At 65.9% G+C, this 17,425-nt stretch carries 15 protein-coding genes; 5 read left to right on the top strand and 10 right to left on the bottom strand.

The annotated features are described in order from the left end of the window. Positions 1–65 precede the first annotated feature (65 nt). The 6 genes from tsaE to ubiE form a co-directional block, all read right to left on the bottom strand. Entirely contained in the window at positions 66–1,586 is a 1,521-nt protein-coding gene (tsaE, locus tag QY049_RS31080; RefSeq protein WP_258764377.1) for a tRNA (adenosine(37)-N6)-threonylcarbamoyltransferase complex ATPase subunit type 1 TsaE, read from the bottom strand. After that, entirely contained in the window at positions 1,583–4,087 is a 2,505-nt protein-coding gene (locus QY049_RS31075) for a PAS domain-containing sensor histidine kinase (RefSeq protein ID WP_258764376.1), read from the bottom strand. Before QY049_RS31075 ends, tsaE begins: the two co-directional genes overlap by 4 nt. Positions 4,088–4,514: 427 nt before the next feature. Beyond that, entirely contained in the window at positions 4,515–4,973 is a 459-nt protein-coding gene (gene dut / locus QY049_RS31070; protein ID WP_194478680.1) for a dUTP diphosphatase, read from the bottom strand. Next, positions 4,970–6,430, bottom strand: coding sequence for a bifunctional phosphopantothenoylcysteine decarboxylase/phosphopantothenate--cysteine ligase CoaBC (gene coaBC, locus QY049_RS31065; protein WP_258764375.1), 1,461 nt, complete (start codon positions 6,428–6,430; stop codon positions 4,970–4,972). The genes dut and coaBC overlap by 4 nt, the downstream gene beginning before the upstream one ends. 67 nt (positions 6,431–6,497) lie before the next feature. Then, positions 6,498–8,072 (bottom strand): 2-polyprenylphenol 6-hydroxylase, encoded by a 1,575-nt coding sequence (ubiB, locus tag QY049_RS31060; RefSeq protein WP_258764374.1) that lies wholly within the window; start codon positions 8,070–8,072, stop codon positions 6,498–6,500. Continuing rightward, positions 8,069–8,830 (bottom strand): bifunctional demethylmenaquinone methyltransferase/2-methoxy-6-polyprenyl-1,4-benzoquinol methylase UbiE, encoded by a 762-nt coding sequence (gene ubiE / locus QY049_RS31055; protein ID WP_258764373.1) that lies wholly within the window; start codon positions 8,828–8,830, stop codon positions 8,069–8,071. The genes ubiB and ubiE overlap by 4 nt, the downstream gene beginning before the upstream one ends. An 81-nt stretch (positions 8,831–8,911) precedes the next feature. On the opposite strand from ubiE, the gene mutM reads away from it, so the two are divergent. Further along, complete coding sequence (gene mutM, locus QY049_RS31050; protein WP_194478676.1) at positions 8,912–9,793, top strand: bifunctional DNA-formamidopyrimidine glycosylase/DNA-(apurinic or apyrimidinic site) lyase; 882 nt, start codon at positions 8,912–8,914, stop codon at positions 9,791–9,793. A gap of 261 nt (positions 9,794–10,054) precedes the next feature. Here mutM and QY049_RS31045 read toward each other — a convergent pair whose 3' ends face one another. After that, entirely contained in the window at positions 10,055–10,795 is a 741-nt protein-coding gene (locus QY049_RS31045; protein ID WP_258764372.1) for a ParA family protein, read from the bottom strand. 123 nt (positions 10,796–10,918) lie between these two features. Here QY049_RS31045 and QY049_RS31040 point away from each other — a divergent pair, with 123 nt between their 5' ends. Both QY049_RS31040 and ggt read left to right on the top strand, forming a co-directional pair. Beyond that, entirely contained in the window at positions 10,919–11,083 is a 165-nt protein-coding gene (locus tag QY049_RS31040) for a hypothetical protein (protein WP_258767126.1), read from the top strand. Further along, on the top strand, positions 11,043–12,722 hold the full coding sequence (gene ggt / locus QY049_RS31035; RefSeq protein ID WP_258764371.1) for a gamma-glutamyltransferase: 1,680 nt from the start codon (positions 11,043–11,045) through the stop codon (positions 12,720–12,722). The genes QY049_RS31040 and ggt overlap by 41 nt, the downstream gene beginning before the upstream one ends. 3 nt (positions 12,723–12,725) lie before the next feature. Here the strand turns inward: ggt and QY049_RS31030 are convergent, their stop codons facing one another. Then, positions 12,726–14,087 carry a serine protease gene (locus tag QY049_RS31030; RefSeq protein ID WP_258764370.1) on the bottom strand — a complete coding sequence of 454 codons (1,362 nt, stop codon included), beginning with the start codon at positions 14,085–14,087 and terminating at the stop codon, positions 12,726–12,728. A gap of 91 nt (positions 14,088–14,178) precedes the next feature. On the opposite strand from QY049_RS31030, the gene QY049_RS31025 reads away from it, so the two are divergent. Beyond that, positions 14,179–14,982 (top strand): molybdopterin-synthase adenylyltransferase MoeB, encoded by an 804-nt coding sequence (locus QY049_RS31025; RefSeq protein ID WP_258764369.1) that lies wholly within the window; start codon positions 14,179–14,181, stop codon positions 14,980–14,982. Positions 14,983–15,001: 19 nt separating this feature from the next. On the opposite strand, the gene QY049_RS31020 is transcribed toward QY049_RS31025, so the two are convergent. Further along, a complete protein-coding gene (locus tag QY049_RS31020; RefSeq protein WP_194478670.1) occupies positions 15,002–16,003 on the bottom strand; it encodes a D-glycerate dehydrogenase in 1,002 nt (333 codons plus the stop codon). Positions 16,004–16,313: 310 nt separating this feature from the next. Between QY049_RS31020 and QY049_RS31015 the strand changes: the two genes are divergently transcribed. Then, positions 16,314–16,844 carry an SH3 domain-containing protein gene (locus QY049_RS31015; RefSeq protein ID WP_301270380.1) on the top strand — a complete coding sequence of 177 codons (531 nt, stop codon included), beginning with the start codon at positions 16,314–16,316 and terminating at the stop codon, positions 16,842–16,844. Between the two features lie 87 nt (positions 16,845–16,931). On the opposite strand, the gene irrA is transcribed toward QY049_RS31015, so the two are convergent. Further along, entirely contained in the window at positions 16,932–17,420 is a 489-nt protein-coding gene (gene irrA / locus QY049_RS31010; protein WP_194478668.1) for an iron response transcriptional regulator IrrA, read from the bottom strand. Positions 17,421–17,425 lie beyond the last annotated feature (5 nt).

Here is a 17,425-nt window from a genome sequence, read left to right as displayed (position 1 = left end):
TTGTCCGGCTGCCCGCGGCCGATCATACTGATGCGATGGCTAACGGCTGGTAAACCGGTTCCGGCTCAGGATCGCGGCGGCGGCACGTTTGCGATGTACCAGTCGCGCAGATGCGCGAGCGCGGGATGGGCGAGAGAGCGCTGGAGATAGGTCCAGATCCGCGGCTGGTGGCGCAGGTAATGCGGCTTGCCGTCGCGGCGGTTGAGCCGGGCGAAGGTGCCGAGCAGACGCGTGTTGCGCTGCGCCGACATGATGGCATAGAGCTCGGCGAAGCCGGCCGCATCGAAGCTTGCATCCGCAGCGCGGCGCGCCTTGATGTAGCGCGACAGCAGCGTCAGCTCGAGGGTCTCAGGCACGTCGATGCGCGCATCTTGAAGCAGCGACACCACGTCATAGGAGTGCGGCCCGAGCACGGTGTCCTGGAAGTCGATCACGCCGACGCGCGCCATGCCGGTCCGATCCGCAAGCCAGATCAGATTTGGCGAGTGATAGTCGCGGATGATCCAGGTCTTCGGCGCGGCGAGCGGCTTCTTCAGCAGCTCGCGCCACATCGAAAAAAACTCCGCGCGCTTCTCCTCGCTCAGCGGCGCGTCGCGGTCGGGCAGATACCATTCCGGCATCAGACCGATTTCAATCAGCAGCGCGTCGGTGTCCCAAGCGGGAATGGTATAGGTCTGCCCGTCCAGCGGCAGCGTTTCCGGCAGCGTCTTGCCGTGCAGCGCGGCCAGCACGTCGGTCGCGGCCTCATAGCGCTCGGTGATCGGCCGCGGCGGATCGCCTTCGATCACGCCTTCGCTGCCGAAATCCTCCGAGATCAGGAAGCCGTGGTCGAGATCGAAATGATGGATCTTCGGCGCCGAGATCCCCGCGGCGCGCAGGCCTTCGTCCACGGCGACGAACGGCTTGATGTTTTCCGCCAGATGCACCGCGGCGCTGTAGGATTTTCCGTTGTAGATCGCGGCGCCGTCGGGGCGTTGCGGCGAGTTCATGAGGATGACGACGCCGCCGTCGCGGATCAGCCGCGCATAGGAGCGCGTCGAGGCGTCTCCGGCCATGCGCTTGCGCGTCGCATCGAGATAGCCCGACACTTCGAGGAATTCGCGCAGCGTCTTCAGCCGCGCAACCGTCGCCGCGCTCTTGCCGTAACCTGTGATGTCGGCGGCGCGCGCATTCGAGCCGAGCGCAGGGCGATGCGTCAGGGCGATGTCGATGCGATCTTCCGGCATCGCGGACGGCGCACGCTCGGGCCATTCGATCAGAACCAGCGTCGCGTCCGGCAGCGGCGACAGCCCGATCTCCTCAAGCTCGCTCTCGTCCTCGACGCGATAGAGATCGGCATGCATCACCGCAAAGGCTGCGAGCTCGTAGCCCTGCACCAGCGTGAAGGTCGGGCTCGGCACTTCCAGCTCGTCGTCGCCGGCGAGATAGCGGATCAGGCTGCGGGCCGCGGCCGTCTTTCCGGCGCCGAGATCGCCTGTCAGCGTGATGGTGTCGCCGGGACCGACCAGCAAAGCGAGATCGGCCATCAATTGCGCGGTGGCCGTCTCGTTGACAAGCGCGACGGAGAGTTTGGTGGGCTCGCTCATTCGGCGGCGTCGCGATGCGCCGCCTGGTCGGTCGGGAAATCGCAGATCACGACCGTGCCCTTGCCGACGACCGAATCCACCTGCACCTTGCCGCCATGCAGCTCGACGAAGGAGCGCACCAGCGACAGCCCGAGCCCGGCGCCGCGATGACGCGAGCCCTGCGAGCGGCTTTCGAACCAGTTGAACACCTTGTCCTTCATGTCGGCGGGTATTCCAGGTCCGGAATCTGTCACAATGAAGACCACGCTGCGGTCGGTGCGGCGCGCACTGATGCCGACGGTGGAGTCCGGCGGCGAGAAGCCGACGGCGTTGGCGAGGAGGTTATAGAGCACCTGCACCACGCGCTTCTCGTCGCCGATGAAGCTGCCGACATCGGGCGCGATCTCGACCTTGAGGCGGATGCGGTCGGTGGCGAGCCGGTCCTGGATACCTTCGGCGGCGAGTTCGATGGTCTTGCTGACGTCGACCGGGCCGAGCTCCAGCTTCATGGCGCCGGCGTCGATGGTGGCGAGATCGAGAATGTTGTTGGTCAGCGCCAGCAGTGCGTTGGTCGATTTGGTGACGTAGTCGAGATATTCGGCCTGCTTCGGCGTCAGCGGTCCGGTCGAGGGGTCGCTGAGGAAATGAGCGAAGCCGATGATGGTGGTGAGCGGCGAGCGCAGCTCGTAGGAGACGTGGTGGACGAAATCCACCTTCATCTGGTCGGCGGCTTCCAGCGCCTCGTTGCGCTCGCGCAGCGCGCGCTCGACGTTCTCGGTGTCGGTGATGTCGAGGAACGTCAGCATGGTCGCGCCGTCATGCAGCGGACGGATCATGCCGTCGAGCACGCTGCCGTCCTTGCGCTCCAGCTTCAGCGGCACGTCGGCGCGATTCTCGATCGAGGTGATGGCTTCGCGGATCTGGCGCCAGACGAGCGGGTCGTCGAACAGCTGGTGGCACCAGCCTTCGACGGTCTGGATGTGCGGCTCCTCGCGCATGGCGTCGTTCGACAGCTTCCACATCCGCAGGAAGGCCGGATTGAACAGCTGCGCCTTGCCGTTGCTGCCGAACACGGCGACGCCCTCGGCGAGGCTGTCGAGGGTCTCGCGCTGGACCCGGATCATGCCATCGAAGCGGCGGGCCAGCTCGAGGCTCTCGGTGACGTCGTCGAACAGATAGGTGACGCCGCCTTCGGGGTTGGGCGTGGTGACGACGGACAGCGCGCGACCGTCGGGCAAATACCAGGTGTCCTTGGCGGCTTCGACCGCGCGGTAGGCCTCGTGCAGCTTGGCCTTCCAGGCGCGGAAGTCCGGCTGCTCCTGCAATTTGCGCGCGGCGCGGAGCCGGTCGAGCACGCTGGAATCGTCAGGGTGGGCGTCGAGGAAGGTGCGGTCGAGGTCCCACAGCCGCCGGTAGGAATCGTTGTAGAAGGCGAGCCGGCGCTGGCCGTCGAACACGGCCACGCCGGAAGAGAGCTGGTCGAGCGTGCGGCGATGGGCTTCCGCCATCCGCACCAGCGCCGCGCTCAGCGCGTCCGCCTCCGATGCGTCGATCGCGACGCCGACGCTGCCGTGGCCGACATTGGCGGCCCGCACGTCGTACATGCGCCGCTCGCCGCCGATCACGATCGGCAGCCGCGAGGTGAAGTGAGCTGCCTCCTTCAGGCTGCGCTCCATCGCGGCGCGGTCGGCGCTGTCGAGCAGCTCGAGCCTGCGCTCCTGGGCGTCGATGATGCTGGTCGCTTCCGTCGCGCGGACATAGGCGGGGTTGGCGAAGACCAGCGCGCCGTTCCCGCTCTTGGCCCAGATCGGCCATGGTGCGGCAGCGGCGAAGCCGCGCAGCATCTCGGTCTCGTCGGAGAGTGCCTTGTAGCGCAGATTGGTCTCGGCCAGATCGCGCCGCAGGCCGGACAATTCGCGAATCCGGACAATGGCCTGGCCGCCGATGGCGCGGCCGATCGCTTCCAGCGTGTGGCCGTTGGCAGTGGTCAGCGTGAGCTGGAAGCCGTCGCCGCGCTCGCGCAAGCCGTCGACGGCGTGATCCATCTGCAGCGCCGGTTCCGGCGGCAGCCAGGTTCCAAACGCGAGCACGCGCTGCGGCGACGAATCGCGCGGCAGCACCATCGAGATATCGCCCGAGATCTGCGCGCGATTGTCGCCGGCCGGCCAGGAGATCAGCACCTGCGGCTCGGCGAACAGCAGCGCGCCGAAGCGGTCGGCCTGCAACTGGAGTTCCCGAATCCGCAAGCGCAGCCCCGCCTCGTTCTTGGCGGTGCGCACGCGCGTTCGCATCAATAGGATCGCGGCCACGACCGTGAAGCCGAGCAGGGCCAGCGCGGTGGCGAGCACCGCGAGCTCCTGCCGGTTGAAATCCAGCAATATCGAAAGTGTGTCGACAAGGTCGGCGGCATCAGCCGGCTCAGCCGGCAGCAGCGCTGCGAGAGCGCCTCCCAACAAGCTGTTGCGCGCCAGCGAGGTGCACGACAGCAGCGTCCGACGCATCGACACGATCACGCCTGACATAGTTGCCCCAAGACCGCACGAATTGACCGCGCTGCGACCCCCGTCGTGCGCGAATCAAACGACAATACCCTCACCGCGACTCCACCGGTAAGAGTCCAGACCGTGAACGCAAAGGCGGTCCCACAAAAATGCCGGGCGCGGGTTCCGCCCTCACGTAATTCTGCGGATGATTCGGTTGATGGGGCCGTGCGTTAGCGCTGACGGGATGAGACTCGATCACGCTCCAACGGAGGTGCGTTCCCTCCCCCTTGTGGGGGAGGGCTAGGGAGAGGGGTAGCAAAGCAGGAAGTGCCAGTTGTTGATGATGTGAGGAAGACGGGTGTCCGATTGAAAGAGTCCCCGTGTGGCACCCCGCCCCCTCCCTGTCCCTCCCCCACAAGGGGGGAGGGAACGGAGAGAGCGTCGCTGTTGATTGGATTCGATGCGCTTACCGCCCCGTCGACCCAAAGCCGCCGGCGCCGCGATCGGTCGAGGACAGTGTCGCCACTGGAACCAGCGTGGCCTGGAGCACGGGCGCGATCACCATCTGCGCGATGCGCTCGCCGCGCTTGATCACGAAGGGGGCGGCGCCGTGGTTGATCAGGATTACCTTGATCTCGCCGCGGTAGTCGGCGTCGACAGTGCCCGGTGTGTTCAGCACGGTGACGCCGTGCTTGGCCGCAAGCCCGGAGCGTGGCCGCACCTGCGCCTCGTGCCCCGGCGGCAGTGCGATGGCAAGGCCGGTCGGCACCAGCGCATATTGACCCGATGCGAGCGTCATCGGCTCGTCCTCCGGCACCGCCGCCATCAGATCGAGGCCGGCGGCCTCCGCGGTCTGATAGGCCGGCAGCGGCAGGCCGTCCGCATGGGGCAGGCGCTGCAGTTCGACCGTGACTTTGCTGCTCAAGATGCCGGCTCCAGGGATTCGTCGACGGATGTGTCGGACACGCTCTTTGCGATATGCGCGACCAGTTCGATGGCGACCTGTTCCTTGGTCATGACAGGCCAGGAATCAACAATGATCTCGCCGTTGTTCTCGCCATTCTTGCTGATGAGGTGCACGGTGTTGCGGTCGCCGCCCATCACGCCGGTCGAGGGCGAGACGTCGTTGGCGACGATCCAGTCGCAGCCCTTGCGCGCGAGTTTTGACTTCGCGTTGTCGATGAGATGCTCGGTCTCGGCGGCGAAGCCGATCACCAGCGGCGGGCGCTTGTCGGCGAGTTTCGAGATCGTGGCGAGGATGTCGGGGTTTTCGACGAGCTGAAGCGGCGGCATGCCGGCGGAGGTCTTCTTCAGCTTCTGCTCGCCCTCGTTGGCGACGCGCCAGTCGGCGACCGCGGCGGCAAAGATCGCGATGTCGGCGGGCAGCGCGGCCTGCACCTGTTCCAGCATCTGCCGCGCGGATTCGACGTGCTTCACCGTCACGCCCTGGGGATCGTCGAGATCGACGGGGCCGCTCACCAGGATCACCTCTGCGCCCGCAGCTTGCGCCGCGGCAGCAATCGCAAAACCCTGTTTCCCCGAAGAGCGATTGGCGATGTAGCGCACCGGATCGATCGGCTCATGCGTCGGACCGGCGGTGATCAGCACGCGCTTGCCGGCCAGCGGCCGCGGCACCGGCGGCCGCAGCAATTTCTCGGCGGCAGTGGCGATCTCGATGGCTTCCGACATGCGGCCGACGCCGGCCTCGCCAGCTTCGGCCATCTCGCCGGAATTGGGCCCGATGAACAGGATGCCGTCGCGCTGAAGCTGCGCGACATTGCGGCGTGTCGCGGCGTTGTTCCACATCAATGGATTCATCGCCGGTGCAATCAGGACCTTGCGGTTGGTCGCGAGCAGGATGGCGCTGGCGAGATCGTCGGCATGGCCGTTCGCCATCTTCGCCATCAGATCGGCGGTCGCGGGCGCCACCACGATCAGATCGCAGTCGCGCGCGAGGCGGATATGGCCGGCGTCGAACTCGCTCTGCGGATCGAACAGATCGGTGTAGACGCGCTCATGGGAGAGGGCGCTGACCGAGAGCGGGGTGACGAACTGCTCGGCGGCCCTGGTCAGCACGCAGCGGACCTCGATGCGGCGCTCCTTCAGCCGGCGGATCAAGTCGAGCGACTTGAAGGCCGCGATGCCGCCGCCGATGATCAGCGTGACGCTGGCCTCAGGGACGGCGCCGGGGCGCAGGGACGCGGGTGCAGGGGATGCCTCGGGCGGTACCGCGAACGGCGTCAGCGGCTCCTCGCGGCCCTCGATCAACTCTCGCAGGATGACCCGAACCTCTTCCTCGACCGACCTGCGGTTCCTGGCCGAGCGCAGGCGCAGATAGGCTTTGACGGTGTCGTCGAGCTTGCGGATGGTCAGGCTTGCCATGGCGCCCTCCAGCACGAGATGATGGCGATGATATCATTTTAGTGATATCAATGCAATCATTCGGCGATCACAGATTCCGGACGGCGATCAGGATGCCGATGAAGGTCACCGCGATGATCCAGACTGCCACGGTGCGCCAGCGGTTCTTGCGGCCCTCGCTGCGCCCCATCGCGGCGATGCTCTCCGGCGACAGGCGGATGCCTTCCCGCGTCATGGTCTCGAGCTGCTCGAGCACTGCGACCGAGCGCTGGGCGATGTCGGGCAGGCGCATCAGCACCTTGGCGAGGTCGCCGCCGCCGGCCAGCGCGCCCTGCACCCGGCCGATCGGGCCGAGATTCCGCTCGATCCATTCGCGCACGACGGGGTCGGCGACCTTCCAGATGTCGAGCCTGGGATCGAAGCCGCGCGCCACGCCCTCGACCACGACCATGGTCTTTTGCAGCAGGATCAGCTCGGGCCGCGTCGTCATGTCGAACAGGCCGGTGACCTCGAGCAGCAGCGTCAACAGCCGCGCCATCGAGATTTCCTCGGCGGTGCGATTGTGGATCGGCTCGCCGATGGCGCGGATGGCTTGTGCAAAGTTCTCGACCGAGTGATGCGAGGGCACGTAGCCCGCTTCGAAATGCACCTCGGCGACGCGGCGATAGTCGCGGGTGATGAAGCCGAGCAGGATTTCGGCGAGGAAGCGCCGCTCCTTCATGCCGAGCCGGCCCATGATGCCGAAATCGACCGCGACGAGACGGCCGGCGTCATCGAGGAACAGATTGCCCGGATGCATGTCGGCGTGGAAGAAGCCGTCGCGCAGCGCGTGGCGCAGGAAACTCTGGATCACCTTGCGGCCGAGATCGGGCAGGTCGACCTGCGCTTCCGCCAGGCGCTTGTGATCGTTCAGCGCGATGCCGTCGATCCACTCCATCGTCAGCACGTTGTGGGTGGTGCGGTCCCAGTCGACTTCGGGCACGCGAAAATCCGGATCGTCGCGCGTGTTCTCCGCCATCTCCGACAGCGCCGCAGCTTCCAGCCGCAGGTCCATCTCCATCGCGACCGAGCGCGACATGGTGTTGATGACTTCGACGAGGCGCAGCCGTCGCGCCTCGGCGGAATAGGTCTCGGCCTTGTGCGCGACGAAGAAGAAATCGGAGAGGTCGCGGCGGAAGCGCGCGGACACGTTCGGCCTGAGCACCTTGACCGCGACAGGCTTGCGGATACCGTCTCGCTCGATCTCGCCGCGATGCACCTGCGCGATCGAAGCGGCGGCAACCGGCGCGCTGAGGCTGACGAACACGTCTTTCAGCGGCCGCTCCAGGGAGGTCGCGATTGCGGCTTCGGCTTCGGCTTGCGGGAACGGCGGCAGGCGATCCTGCAGGCTTTCGAGATCGCGCGCGATATTGAGGCCGACGACATCGGGGCGTGTGGCCAGGAATTGCCCGAGCTTGAGATAGGCCGGGCCCATCCGCGTCAGCGCGCGCGAGATCCGCGGGCCGTGCTTGTCGCCGCGTCGTTCGACGAGGCGTGCCAGTTTCAGCGCGAGCTGTCCGGGCGGCGGCACCAGGCTCGGGTCGACGGAGCCGAACACGCCCTCGCGCGCAAACACGAACGCGGCGCGGATCAGGCGCGTGATGTGGGTGATGGCAGAGATCACAAACGCCAGCCCGAATGCAGTGCGACGATGCCGCCGGTCAGGGTCTGCCAGCTCACGCGGGAAAAGCCGGCGTCGCGGATCATGTCGGCGAAGGCGTTCCGCTTCGGAAACTTGCGGATCGATTCGACGAGATATTGGTAGGATTCGGCATCGCCCGTGACCATGCGGCCGAGCGGCGGTATCACCTTGAACGAGAACAGGTCGTAGAGCTTGTCGAGGCCGGGCATCTCGACGGTGGAGAATTCCAGGCACAGGAAGCGGCTGCCGGGCTTGAGCACGCGATAGGCCTCGCGTAGCGCCTTGTCGATTTGGGGCACGTTGCGAATGCCGAAGGCGATCGTATATGCGTCGAAGCTGCGGTCGGCGAAGGCGAGCGCTTCGGCATTGCCTTCGACGAAATCGACCTGGGTGTCGAGGTGGCGCTTGGCGGCACGCTCGCGGCCCACCGCCAGCATGTCGGAATTGATGTCGCAGACGGTGGCATGGAAGCCGGAACCTGCCGCCTTGGCGGCGCGGAACGAGATGTCGCCGGTGCCGCCGGCAACGTCGAGCAGTTTGAACGGCCGGTCGCTTCGCGGCGGGTCCAGCGCATTGATCATGATGTCCTTCCAGACCCGGTGCAGGCCACCGGACATCAAATCGTTCATCAAGTCATAGCGCGACGCCACGCTGTGAAACACATCGTTCACCAGCGTCTGCTTGTCCCCCAGGGGAACGTCCCTGAAGCCAAAATGCGTGGTTTCGCCCGGCCGATCCATTACTCTACTCCAATGGGCGGACCATAGCCCGCCCGCCGCAATGGCGCTATCACACCGCCCTCATAAGGTGAATGCCTGACCATGCCTGAATTGCCCGAAGTCGAGACCGTCCGCCGCGGCCTTCAGCCCGTCATGGAGGGTGCGAAAATCGTCGTCGCGGAGGCCCGCCGGCCGGACTTGCGCTTTCCGTTCCAGCCCGATTTCGTCGCCCGGCTGCAGGGGCAGATCGTCACGGGGCTCGGCCGGCGTGCAAAATATCTCATGGCCGATCTCGGCTCCGGCGATGTGCTGCTGATGCATCTGGGCATGTCGGGCTCATTCCGCGTCATCAAGCCCGACAACGAGGCCGCGCCAGGCGAGTTTCACCATCCCAAGGGCAAGGACTCCGCGCACGACCATGTGCTGTTTCGGATGTCTTCCGGCGCCGACATCGTCTTCAACGATCCGCGCCGCTTCGGTTACATGAAAGTGATCGCGCGCAATGCGATCGAGGACGAGCCGCTCTTACGCGACCTCGGCCCCGAGCCGCTCGGCAACGAGTTCGACGCCGCGATGCTGGCGCGCGCCTGCCGGGACAAGACCACCAGCCTGAAGGCCGCGCTGCTCGACCAGCGCGTCGTCGCGGGCCTCGGCAACATCTATGTCTGCGAAGCCCTGCACCGCTCGCATCTGTCGCCGCGCCGGATCGCCGCGACGCTGTCGACGAAGAAGGGGGAAGCGACCGATCACGCCAAGCGGTTGGTCGGTGCGATCCACACCGTGCTGAACGACGCCATCAAGGCCGGTGGTTCGTCACTGCGCGACCATCGCCAGACCTCGGGCGAGCTCGGCTATTTCCAGCATTCCTTCAAGGTCTATGACCGCGAAGGCGAGACATGCGCGACGCCGCGCTGCGGCGGCACGATCAAGCGTTTCACCCAGAACGGTCGTTCGACCTTCTGGTGTCCGAAATGTCAGAAGTGACGTAGTGCGGCTACAAATGCTGGCGCACGGCCATTTTGCCTGACGAGTCAGACGCCTGCGCGCCGTCGCCGCGATAGCTTGGCAAGCAGCCCTTCTACTGTGCATGGGGTTGTTTTCGAGATCTCGTTCGAGGGCGCGTTGGTCCTCGCCTGAAACCGCGAAGCGAAGCAATCCGGCCGGGCTGTAGGCCGGATTGCTTCGTCGCCTGGGCTCATCCACCGGACGGCGAAGAGCCCGTCTGGCCTCGAGCGATCGCCCCGCTCAGGACGCCAGAACGGTGGTCTCGTCGGCCGACCGCTCGCTGGCGGCGTGCATCATCCCGTCCGCTGCCGACAGCACCTGATCGATCAGCAGATTGCCGGTGGAGAGCTCGAGACGAGTCTCGATCCAGCGCCAGAGGCCGCGGATCTCCTCGGTCGACTTGCCGTTCGGCGCGAACTCGCTGACGGCGAGGCCCGAGGCAAGCGAGTCCTGGTGGTCGTTGCGCATCGCGATCAGCGGGCGTGCGAGCACCTCGGCGAGATCGAGCGCGGCTTCCTCGGCGAGCGTGTTGGCCGCGTTGTCGATGCGCTGGCCGCGGATCGGCGTCTGGTTCAGCACGAAGCTATAGGAACGCTTCCAGGCGCGCGCGACGCTGACGGTGGAGGCGGTCGCCTCGATGTCGGCGACGCTCGGGCGGGCTGGGATCAGGCAGAGATCGGAATGGCGGATCGCGGCGGTGGTCGCGGCGGAGAGGCCGGCCGCGGTGTCGACGATCGCGAGCTGGAGGCCGCTGTCGGCCAGCATCTTCAGCCGCGGCGCGAAATCGGCGGCGTGATAGATCGGCTCGACGACGAGATCGTCGTTGTTGCGGCGGCGGGCCCAGTTGGACAGGGTGCCCTGCGGGTCGGTCTCGATCAGGCGGACGGTGAAGCCGGCCTGCCTGGCAGCCAGCGCGAGGCCGATGGCGAGCGTGCTCTTGCCGCTACCACCCTTTTGGGTGGCCAGTACGATCGTGTGCATTGGACGATGAATCCTTTGGAGTGCCTGGGTCTTTGGGGTAACGCCACGCGAACGTGCATCGCTTCTGGATGCTGAGCTCTTCTCGCTCAGGACGTGCCCTGCCCGATCCAAAGGGGACCGCGGATGTCCGAATCAACACTGACGATGATGGCAGAATCGGGAATGCCAGTTAATCCGTACCAGTACTGGACCCGTAGAAGTGCGTATGATGTGCTCGCCGTCGTGAACAAGAAGAAGGGTAAGCGGCATGAGCGGCAACTGGCGGGACCGGACGGCTACCACTTTTGAATGCCAGAAGATGCCGGCGGTCTCGAGCCGCGGCATGGTGGTGAGCAACCACCCGCTCGCCTCCAGCGCCGGCGCCGAGATGCTGGCGGCCGGCGGCAACGCCATCGATGCCGCGATTGCGACGCTGTTCACGCTGACCGTGGTCGAGCCGATGATGGTCGGCATCATCGGCGGCGGCATGGCCCATATCAGGCTCGCCGATGGCAGCCACCGCGTCATCGACGGCCAGAGCACGGTGCCCGCTTCGGTACGCGACACCACCTACACCTCCAGGCCGGGCTCGGCTCACGACGTGTTCGACACCGTCGGCAACGAGAACCTCAACGGCCCGAAAGCGGTTGCGACCCCGGGCTCGCTGAAAGCCTGGTGCGAGACGCTGCGGCGCTTCGGCACCATGAGCCTCGCCGACGTCATGCAGCCCGCGATCAAGCACGCCGCGCGCGGCTACGCGGCGACGCCCTATTTGCACGAATGCATCAGCGAAAGCGCCGCCGAGATGCGCAAGGACAAGCCGATCGCGGCGATCTTCCTGCCCGGCGGTGAGCCGCTCAAGGTCGGCGAGCGCGTGGTGCAGGCCGAATATGCGGAGACGCTCCGCTACATCGCCGAACACGGCGAGCAAGCGCTCTACGAGGGGCCGCTCGGCGACATCCTCGCCGACTACATGGAAAAGGCCGGCGGCTTCATCCGCCGTAACGATCTGACCAGCTACAAGACCGTCGAGCGGCAGCCGATCCGCGCCGACTATCGCGGCTGGGCCATCTTTGGCCCGCCGCCGCCTGCGGCTTCCGGTGTGCATATCGCGCAGATGCTGAACATTCTTGAGGGGTATGACATCGGCAGCCTCGGCTTCGGCACATCAGAGACAATTCATTATCTCGCCGAAGTCCTGAAGATCGCCTTCGCTGATCGCGCCGCCGCCAGCGGCGATCCTGACTATGTCGGGGTGCCCGTGGAGAAGCTGACCTCGAAGGCTTACGCCGAGGAGCGCCGCGGCGCGATCGATCCGGCGCGGGCGCAAGCCTGGGGCGCCGGCGTCATGCAGCTCGAAAGCGCGCACACCACGCACATGACGGCGGCCGATGGTTTCGGCAACGTGGTCGCGACCACGCAGACCATCAACAACCTGTTCGGCGCCAAGATCATGATTCCGGGCTTGGGGGCCATCGCCAACAATTACATGAACCTGTTCGATCCGCGGCCGGGCCACGCGCTGTCGCTTGCGCCGGGCAAGCGCGTCACGACCTCGATGTCGCCGATGATGGCGCTACGCGACGGCAAGCTGCGCTATGCGCTGGGCCTGCCCGGGGGAAAGCGCATCTTTCCGAGCGCGATGCAGGCGCTGATCAACCTGATCGACCACGGCATGAGCTTGCAGGAAGCGGTCGAGGCGCCGCGCGTCTGGACCGAGGGCAACGCGCTCGAGGTCGAGCAGGCCGTGCCCGAGGCCGTGCGTGAAAAACTCGCGATGCTCGGCCACAAGGTTGAGCCTGTCGCAACGGTTGCCGGCGGCATGAACGGCATCGCCTTCCACGACGACGGCACCATGACCGGCGCCGCCTGCTGGCGTGCGGATGGCACGCCGGTCGGGATCTCCGGCGGCCTCGCGAAGAGCGGGATCCGGTTCAGGCTGAGTTGATTGCTATTTCCGCACGCAGATCACGCGCACGACGGCGGCCTTCGCATCAGTCGACGTGCCGTTCGCGGTGACCGCGTTCGCCTTCAGGAAATCGCGCACCACATCGGCGGAGACCATCACCGCCTGTGACGCCGGCACCGCTGTCGAAGGACCCGCGACCATCGCCGGCTTCAGCAGCGCGATGCCGACGAATTTTCCATCGTTGTCGATGGTCGGGCTGCCGGAGAAGCCGACGGCGGGCGGTGGCGACAGCGCGGAGTCGCTCGCCGTCACCGGCGCGAGCGCTCCGCTGACGCTCGACACGCCGGCTGCGCCGCCCTGGCTTTGGGGATCAGCGATGCCGACGACATCGACACTTGCCTTCGCCGCGCCGCCAGCGAGGCTGAGCGGCTTCAAGCCGCGCGTGCCATAGATGTGCAGCAGCGCGAGGTCGTGCTCCTTGTCCTCGGCGAGGCGATCGGCATTGCCGTAGCCGCCGATTGTGATCGCGAGGCAGGAATCGGTGACGAGACGATCCGTGACGATCGCACCATCGTCGCTGACGACGAGGCCGGTGCCATATTCGACGGTCTTGCGCGGCGGCGGTCCGGCCTGGGGCGCCGTGGGAAACGCATTGAACGCGCTCGACATCGCGATCACGACCGGCTCGACCGTGTTTTCGGTCGCCTGGTCGTAGAGGATCGTCATGATCCGGACCTCGTCACCCTTGAAGGTCCCGCGCACGTAAAACTTCTTCAGGCCTTGCAACCCTGAAAGCACGAAGAAGCCCGGCTTCACCACGGTGTAGTCGACCTTGCGCCCGGCCGGCTCCTTTTTCTCTGTTTCAGCGAGTTTTGCGCTGGTCGGGTTCGCTTCCTTGCGGCGGCTGAGCAGCACCTGCACCGTTCCCGTGGGCGAGCTCCATTTCGAGCCGCTGGCGTCGGTGGCCTGCTGCGGCACCAGTTTGGAGGGAATGCCGAGCCGCGCGCCGCTTGTCATCTCCGTCACGATCTTCCAGCCGACGCTGTCCTGCTTGCGCCGTGCGGTCTCGGCGAGCGCGGCGCGCTCCTGCGGATTCAGCACACCGGTCGGCTTGCCGCCCTTGGCCTTCTGGTATTCCTTGATGGCGTCGACCATGCGCGAGCTGACGTCGCCGGTGATGGCGCCGTTATATTCGCCGACCCAGGCCAGGTCGGATTGCAGCGACAGCCGCTCGGCCTGCGCCATCGCGTCGGCCGTTTCCGACGGCGTCTGCAGGGCGGGCGGCTTGATCGGCACGGTCTGGACCGCCTTTGGCTTGGTGCCGGGGACCTGCGGCGTCGTCATCTGGGCGCCGGCGCCTGTGGCCGACGCCAACATCAGTGTTGCCGCAAGCATCGATCTCATGACAAATCCAGCCAGCCCATTGAACGCGCTGCCATTGAAGCACATCTCGTTGGTCGCGAACAATCTCGGGGTGGTTCAGGAGTAAGAGACAGTGCTGAGCCCGGACGAACTCGAACGCTATGCCCGTCATATCGTGCTGCGCGATGTCGGCGGCCCCGGCCAGGCCGCGCTGAAGCGGGCCTCCGTGCTGGTGATCGGCGCCGGCGGGCTCGGCGCGCCCGCGCTGATGTACCTGGCTGCCGCCGGCGTCGGAACGCTCGGCGTGGTCGATGACGACGTGGTGTCGTTGTCCAATCTTCAGCGCCAGGTGATCCACACGACGCCCGACATCGGCCGGCACAAGGTCGAGAGCGCGGCTGAGCGGATCGCGGCGCTCAATCCGCATGTGAATTTCGTTGGTCATGCCACGTGGCTCAATGCCGACAATGCGCTGAGCCTGATCGGCGATTACGATCTCGTGCTCGACGGGTCCGACAATTTCTCGACGCGCTATCTGGCCTCGGACGCCTGCTTCTTTGCGAAGCGGCCGCTGATTACCGCGGCGCTCGGCACATTCGATGGTTCACTCACCACCATCCGTGCGCACGAGACGAACGAGCAGGGTGAGTTCAATCCGACCTATCGCTGCCTGTTTCCGGAGGCGCCGCCGCCCGGCACCGTGCCGGCTTGCGCCGAAGCCGGCGTCATGGGTGCGCTTGCGGGCGTGATGGGCTCGATGATGGCGCTGGAGGCGATCCGCGAGATCGTCGGTTTCGGCGACGGCCTGGTCGGCCGCCTCCTGATGATCGATGCGCGCGCGATGCGCTTCGAAACGCTGCGCTACGCGCGCGACCCGGCCAATCCGCTCAATGGCGACGGGCCTGTCATCGCCGATCTCAGCGCCCACCGCACCTGAGTGCGATCGGTCTTCAGCCTCAGAGCATGCTCGGCAGCACGCGATCCGGCGGCTTGTGGGCATCGAGGAAGGTGCGGATGTTGATGATCACCTTCTCGCCCATCTCGACGCGGCCCTCGATCGTGGCCGAGCCCATGTGCGGCATCAGGATCACCTTGCCGGCCTTCGCAAGCCGCACCAGCTTCGGATTGACCGCAGGCTCGTGCTCATAGACGTCGAGGGCGGCGCCGCCGATCTCGCCGCCTTCGATCAGCTTGATCAGCGTGTCCTCGTCGGTGACTTCGCCGCGTGCGGTGTTGACGATGTAGGCGTCCTTGCGGATCAGCTTCAGCCGCCGCGCCGACAGCAGGTGATAGGTTGCCGGCGTGTGCGGACAGTTCACCGAGATGATGTCCATCCGCGCCAGCATCTGGTCGAGGCTTTCCCAATAGGTCGCGCCAAGCTCTTCGGCGATCTTCGGCGCGACGGGACGGCGGTTGTGATAGTGGATCTGCAAGCCGAAGGCGCGGGCGCGGCGTGCCACCGCCTGGCCGATACGGCCCATGCCGATGATGCCGAGGCGCTTGCCGCCGATGCGGTGGCCGAGCATCCATGTCGGCGACCAGCCTGCCCAGGGCTTTCCTTCCGTCAGCACCGAAGCGCCCTCGATCATCCGGCGCGGCACCGCCAGGATCAGCGCCATGGTCATGTCGGCGGTGTCTTCGGTCAGCACCTTCGGCGTGTTGGTGACGGTGATGCCGCGGGCATGCGCGGCTTCGACGTCGATATTGTCGACGCCGTTGCCGAAATTGGCGATCAGGCGGAGCTTGCAGTCGGGCTGGTTGACGATGTCGGCGCTGATGTGGTCGGTGACCGTGGGAACCAGGATGTCGGCGGTGCGCGCAGCTTCGGCGATCTGCTCGGCGGACATCGGCGTGTCGTCGAGATTGATGCGGGCGTCGAACAGTTCGCGCATCCGGGTCTCGATCGAGTCCGGCAATTTGCGCGTCACCACGACAAGGGGCTTTTTTTTCACCGACATGTCCTGCCCTCATGAGGCGTTGCAGGCCGCCTCTGTCGCCAAAGGCCGGCCGTTGAGGCCTCATTAACCCGGTTGTTCGACACTGCCTTGGCCGTGTGGTCCCCGGCGTTTCCTTCAAGCTCTCCCGAGATTTCCGGCCGGAAAATCGGGACAAACTGGTTGTTCAAGTGTCCGTCCTCTCTAGCAGAAGGCCGGGCCAAGACAAGTTGGCTTCGGGAACACCGCGTGGGGCGGGAGGGATTGCGCGGCAGGTTTTGGAATTCGGGGTGAGGAACCTGGCCCAGCCGGGTCCTCGACAGGAGACGGGTTGATGGCGTTGGGGCGTTTTTGTTCGGTGATGACGCTCGTTTGCACCTGGTTGAGCGCTTCGGTCAGCCCCGGGCACTCGGCCAAGGACACCACACCCCAGACCGCGAGCGGCCTGCCGGTGCCGCGCTATGTCAGCCTCAAATCGGATCACGTGAACGTTCGCGCCGGCCCGACCAAGGACAATGACGTGGCCTGGGTCTACACCCGCGCCGGCCTGCCGGTCGAAATCACCGCGGAGTTTGAGAACTGGCGGCGGGTGCGCGATTCCGAAGGCGCCGAGGGCTGGGTCTATCACTCGCTGCTGTCGGGCCGCCGCACTGCGGTGGTCACCATGAAGCACAAGGACGAGCTTGCGCCGATCTACGACCGCGCCGATTCCGACAGCGCAGTGGCGGCCAAACTCCAGGCCGGCGTCGTCACGACGGTGAAAAAATGCACCACCGGCTGGTGCCACGTCACCGGCAACGGCTTTGACGGGTGGATTCAGCAGGAACGCCTCTGGGGCGTCTATGCCGACGAGCAGGTGAACTGACGCGGCGGGCTCCAGCGCCTAGCCCAAGAACGTAGATGGCCGGGACAAGCCCGGCCATGACGACCAATTCAGCGGTTTGGATCGCTCTCAGCGCTTCTTGCGCAGGCGCACGACCATGTCGATGCGCGCGATCTCGTAACCCTCGGGCACCTCCGGCATCTTGGATAGCGCCAGATGCGGGTCCTCGATATCGACCAGCTCGTGGCTGTTCTCGAGGTAGTAATGGTGGTGGGTGGTGACGTTGGTGTCGAAATAGGTCTTGGTGCCGTCGACGCTGACCTGGCGCAGCAGGCCGGCATCGGTCAGCTGGTTCAGCGTGTTGTAGACGGTCGCGAGCGAGACCGGGACCTTGGCCAGGGTCGCTTCCTCATAGAGCATTTCGGCCGTGAGGTGGCGTGCGCCCTTGCCGAACAGCAGCCAGCCCAGAGCCATGCGCTGGCGCGTCGGGCGCAGGCCGGCAGACTGGAGCATTTCATTGACGTCGTGCCATGGGCAACCCGTCAGGGCCGGCTGGCGGCCGGACAGAAGGGCCGCATGGACGTCATCGTCGCGACGGGGCGCGTTGTTCTCGCTCATTTCCA

Source organism: Bradyrhizobium sp. WYCCWR 13022, assembly GCF_030435535.1.
In the GTDB taxonomy this organism is placed as follows: domain Bacteria; phylum Pseudomonadota; class Alphaproteobacteria; order Rhizobiales; family Xanthobacteraceae; genus Bradyrhizobium.
Note: the sequence above shows the minus strand (reverse complement) of the source record. Positions and strands in the feature narration are given on the sequence as shown.

Excerpts from the sequence above, each read along its gene's own strand:
- coaBC (WP_258764375.1), bottom strand. The coding sequence starts at position 6,430 with ATGGCAAGCCTGACCATCCGCAAGCTCGACGACACCGTCAAAGCCTAT.
- QY049_RS31075 (WP_258764376.1), bottom strand. The coding sequence starts at position 4,087 with ATGTCAGGCGTGATCGTGTCGATGCGTCGGACGCTGCTGTCGTGCACC.
- mutM (WP_194478676.1), top strand. The coding sequence starts at position 8,912 with ATGCCTGAATTGCCCGAAGTCGAGACCGTCCGCCGCGGCCTTCAGCCC.
- QY049_RS31015 (WP_301270380.1), top strand. The coding sequence starts at position 16,314 with ATGGCGTTGGGGCGTTTTTGTTCGGTGATGACGCTCGTTTGCACCTGG.
- QY049_RS31020 (WP_194478670.1), bottom strand. The coding sequence starts at position 16,003 with ATGTCGGTGAAAAAAAAGCCCCTTGTCGTGGTGACGCGCAAATTGCCG.
- QY049_RS31045 (WP_258764372.1), bottom strand. The coding sequence starts at position 10,795 with ATGCACACGATCGTACTGGCCACCCAAAAGGGTGGTAGCGGCAAGAGC.
- tsaE (WP_258764377.1), bottom strand. The coding sequence starts at position 1,586 with ATGAGCGAGCCCACCAAACTCTCCGTCGCGCTTGTCAACGAGACGGCC.
- QY049_RS31030 (WP_258764370.1), bottom strand. The coding sequence starts at position 14,087 with ATGAGATCGATGCTTGCGGCAACACTGATGTTGGCGTCGGCCACAGGC.
- ggt (WP_258764371.1), top strand. The coding sequence starts at position 11,043 with ATGAGCGGCAACTGGCGGGACCGGACGGCTACCACTTTTGAATGCCAG.
- QY049_RS31040 (WP_258767126.1), top strand. The coding sequence starts at position 10,919 with ATGTCCGAATCAACACTGACGATGATGGCAGAATCGGGAATGCCAGTT.
- irrA (WP_194478668.1), bottom strand. The coding sequence starts at position 17,420 with ATGAGCGAGAACAACGCGCCCCGTCGCGACGATGACGTCCATGCGGCC.
- ubiE (WP_258764373.1), bottom strand. The coding sequence starts at position 8,830 with ATGGATCGGCCGGGCGAAACCACGCATTTTGGCTTCAGGGACGTTCCC.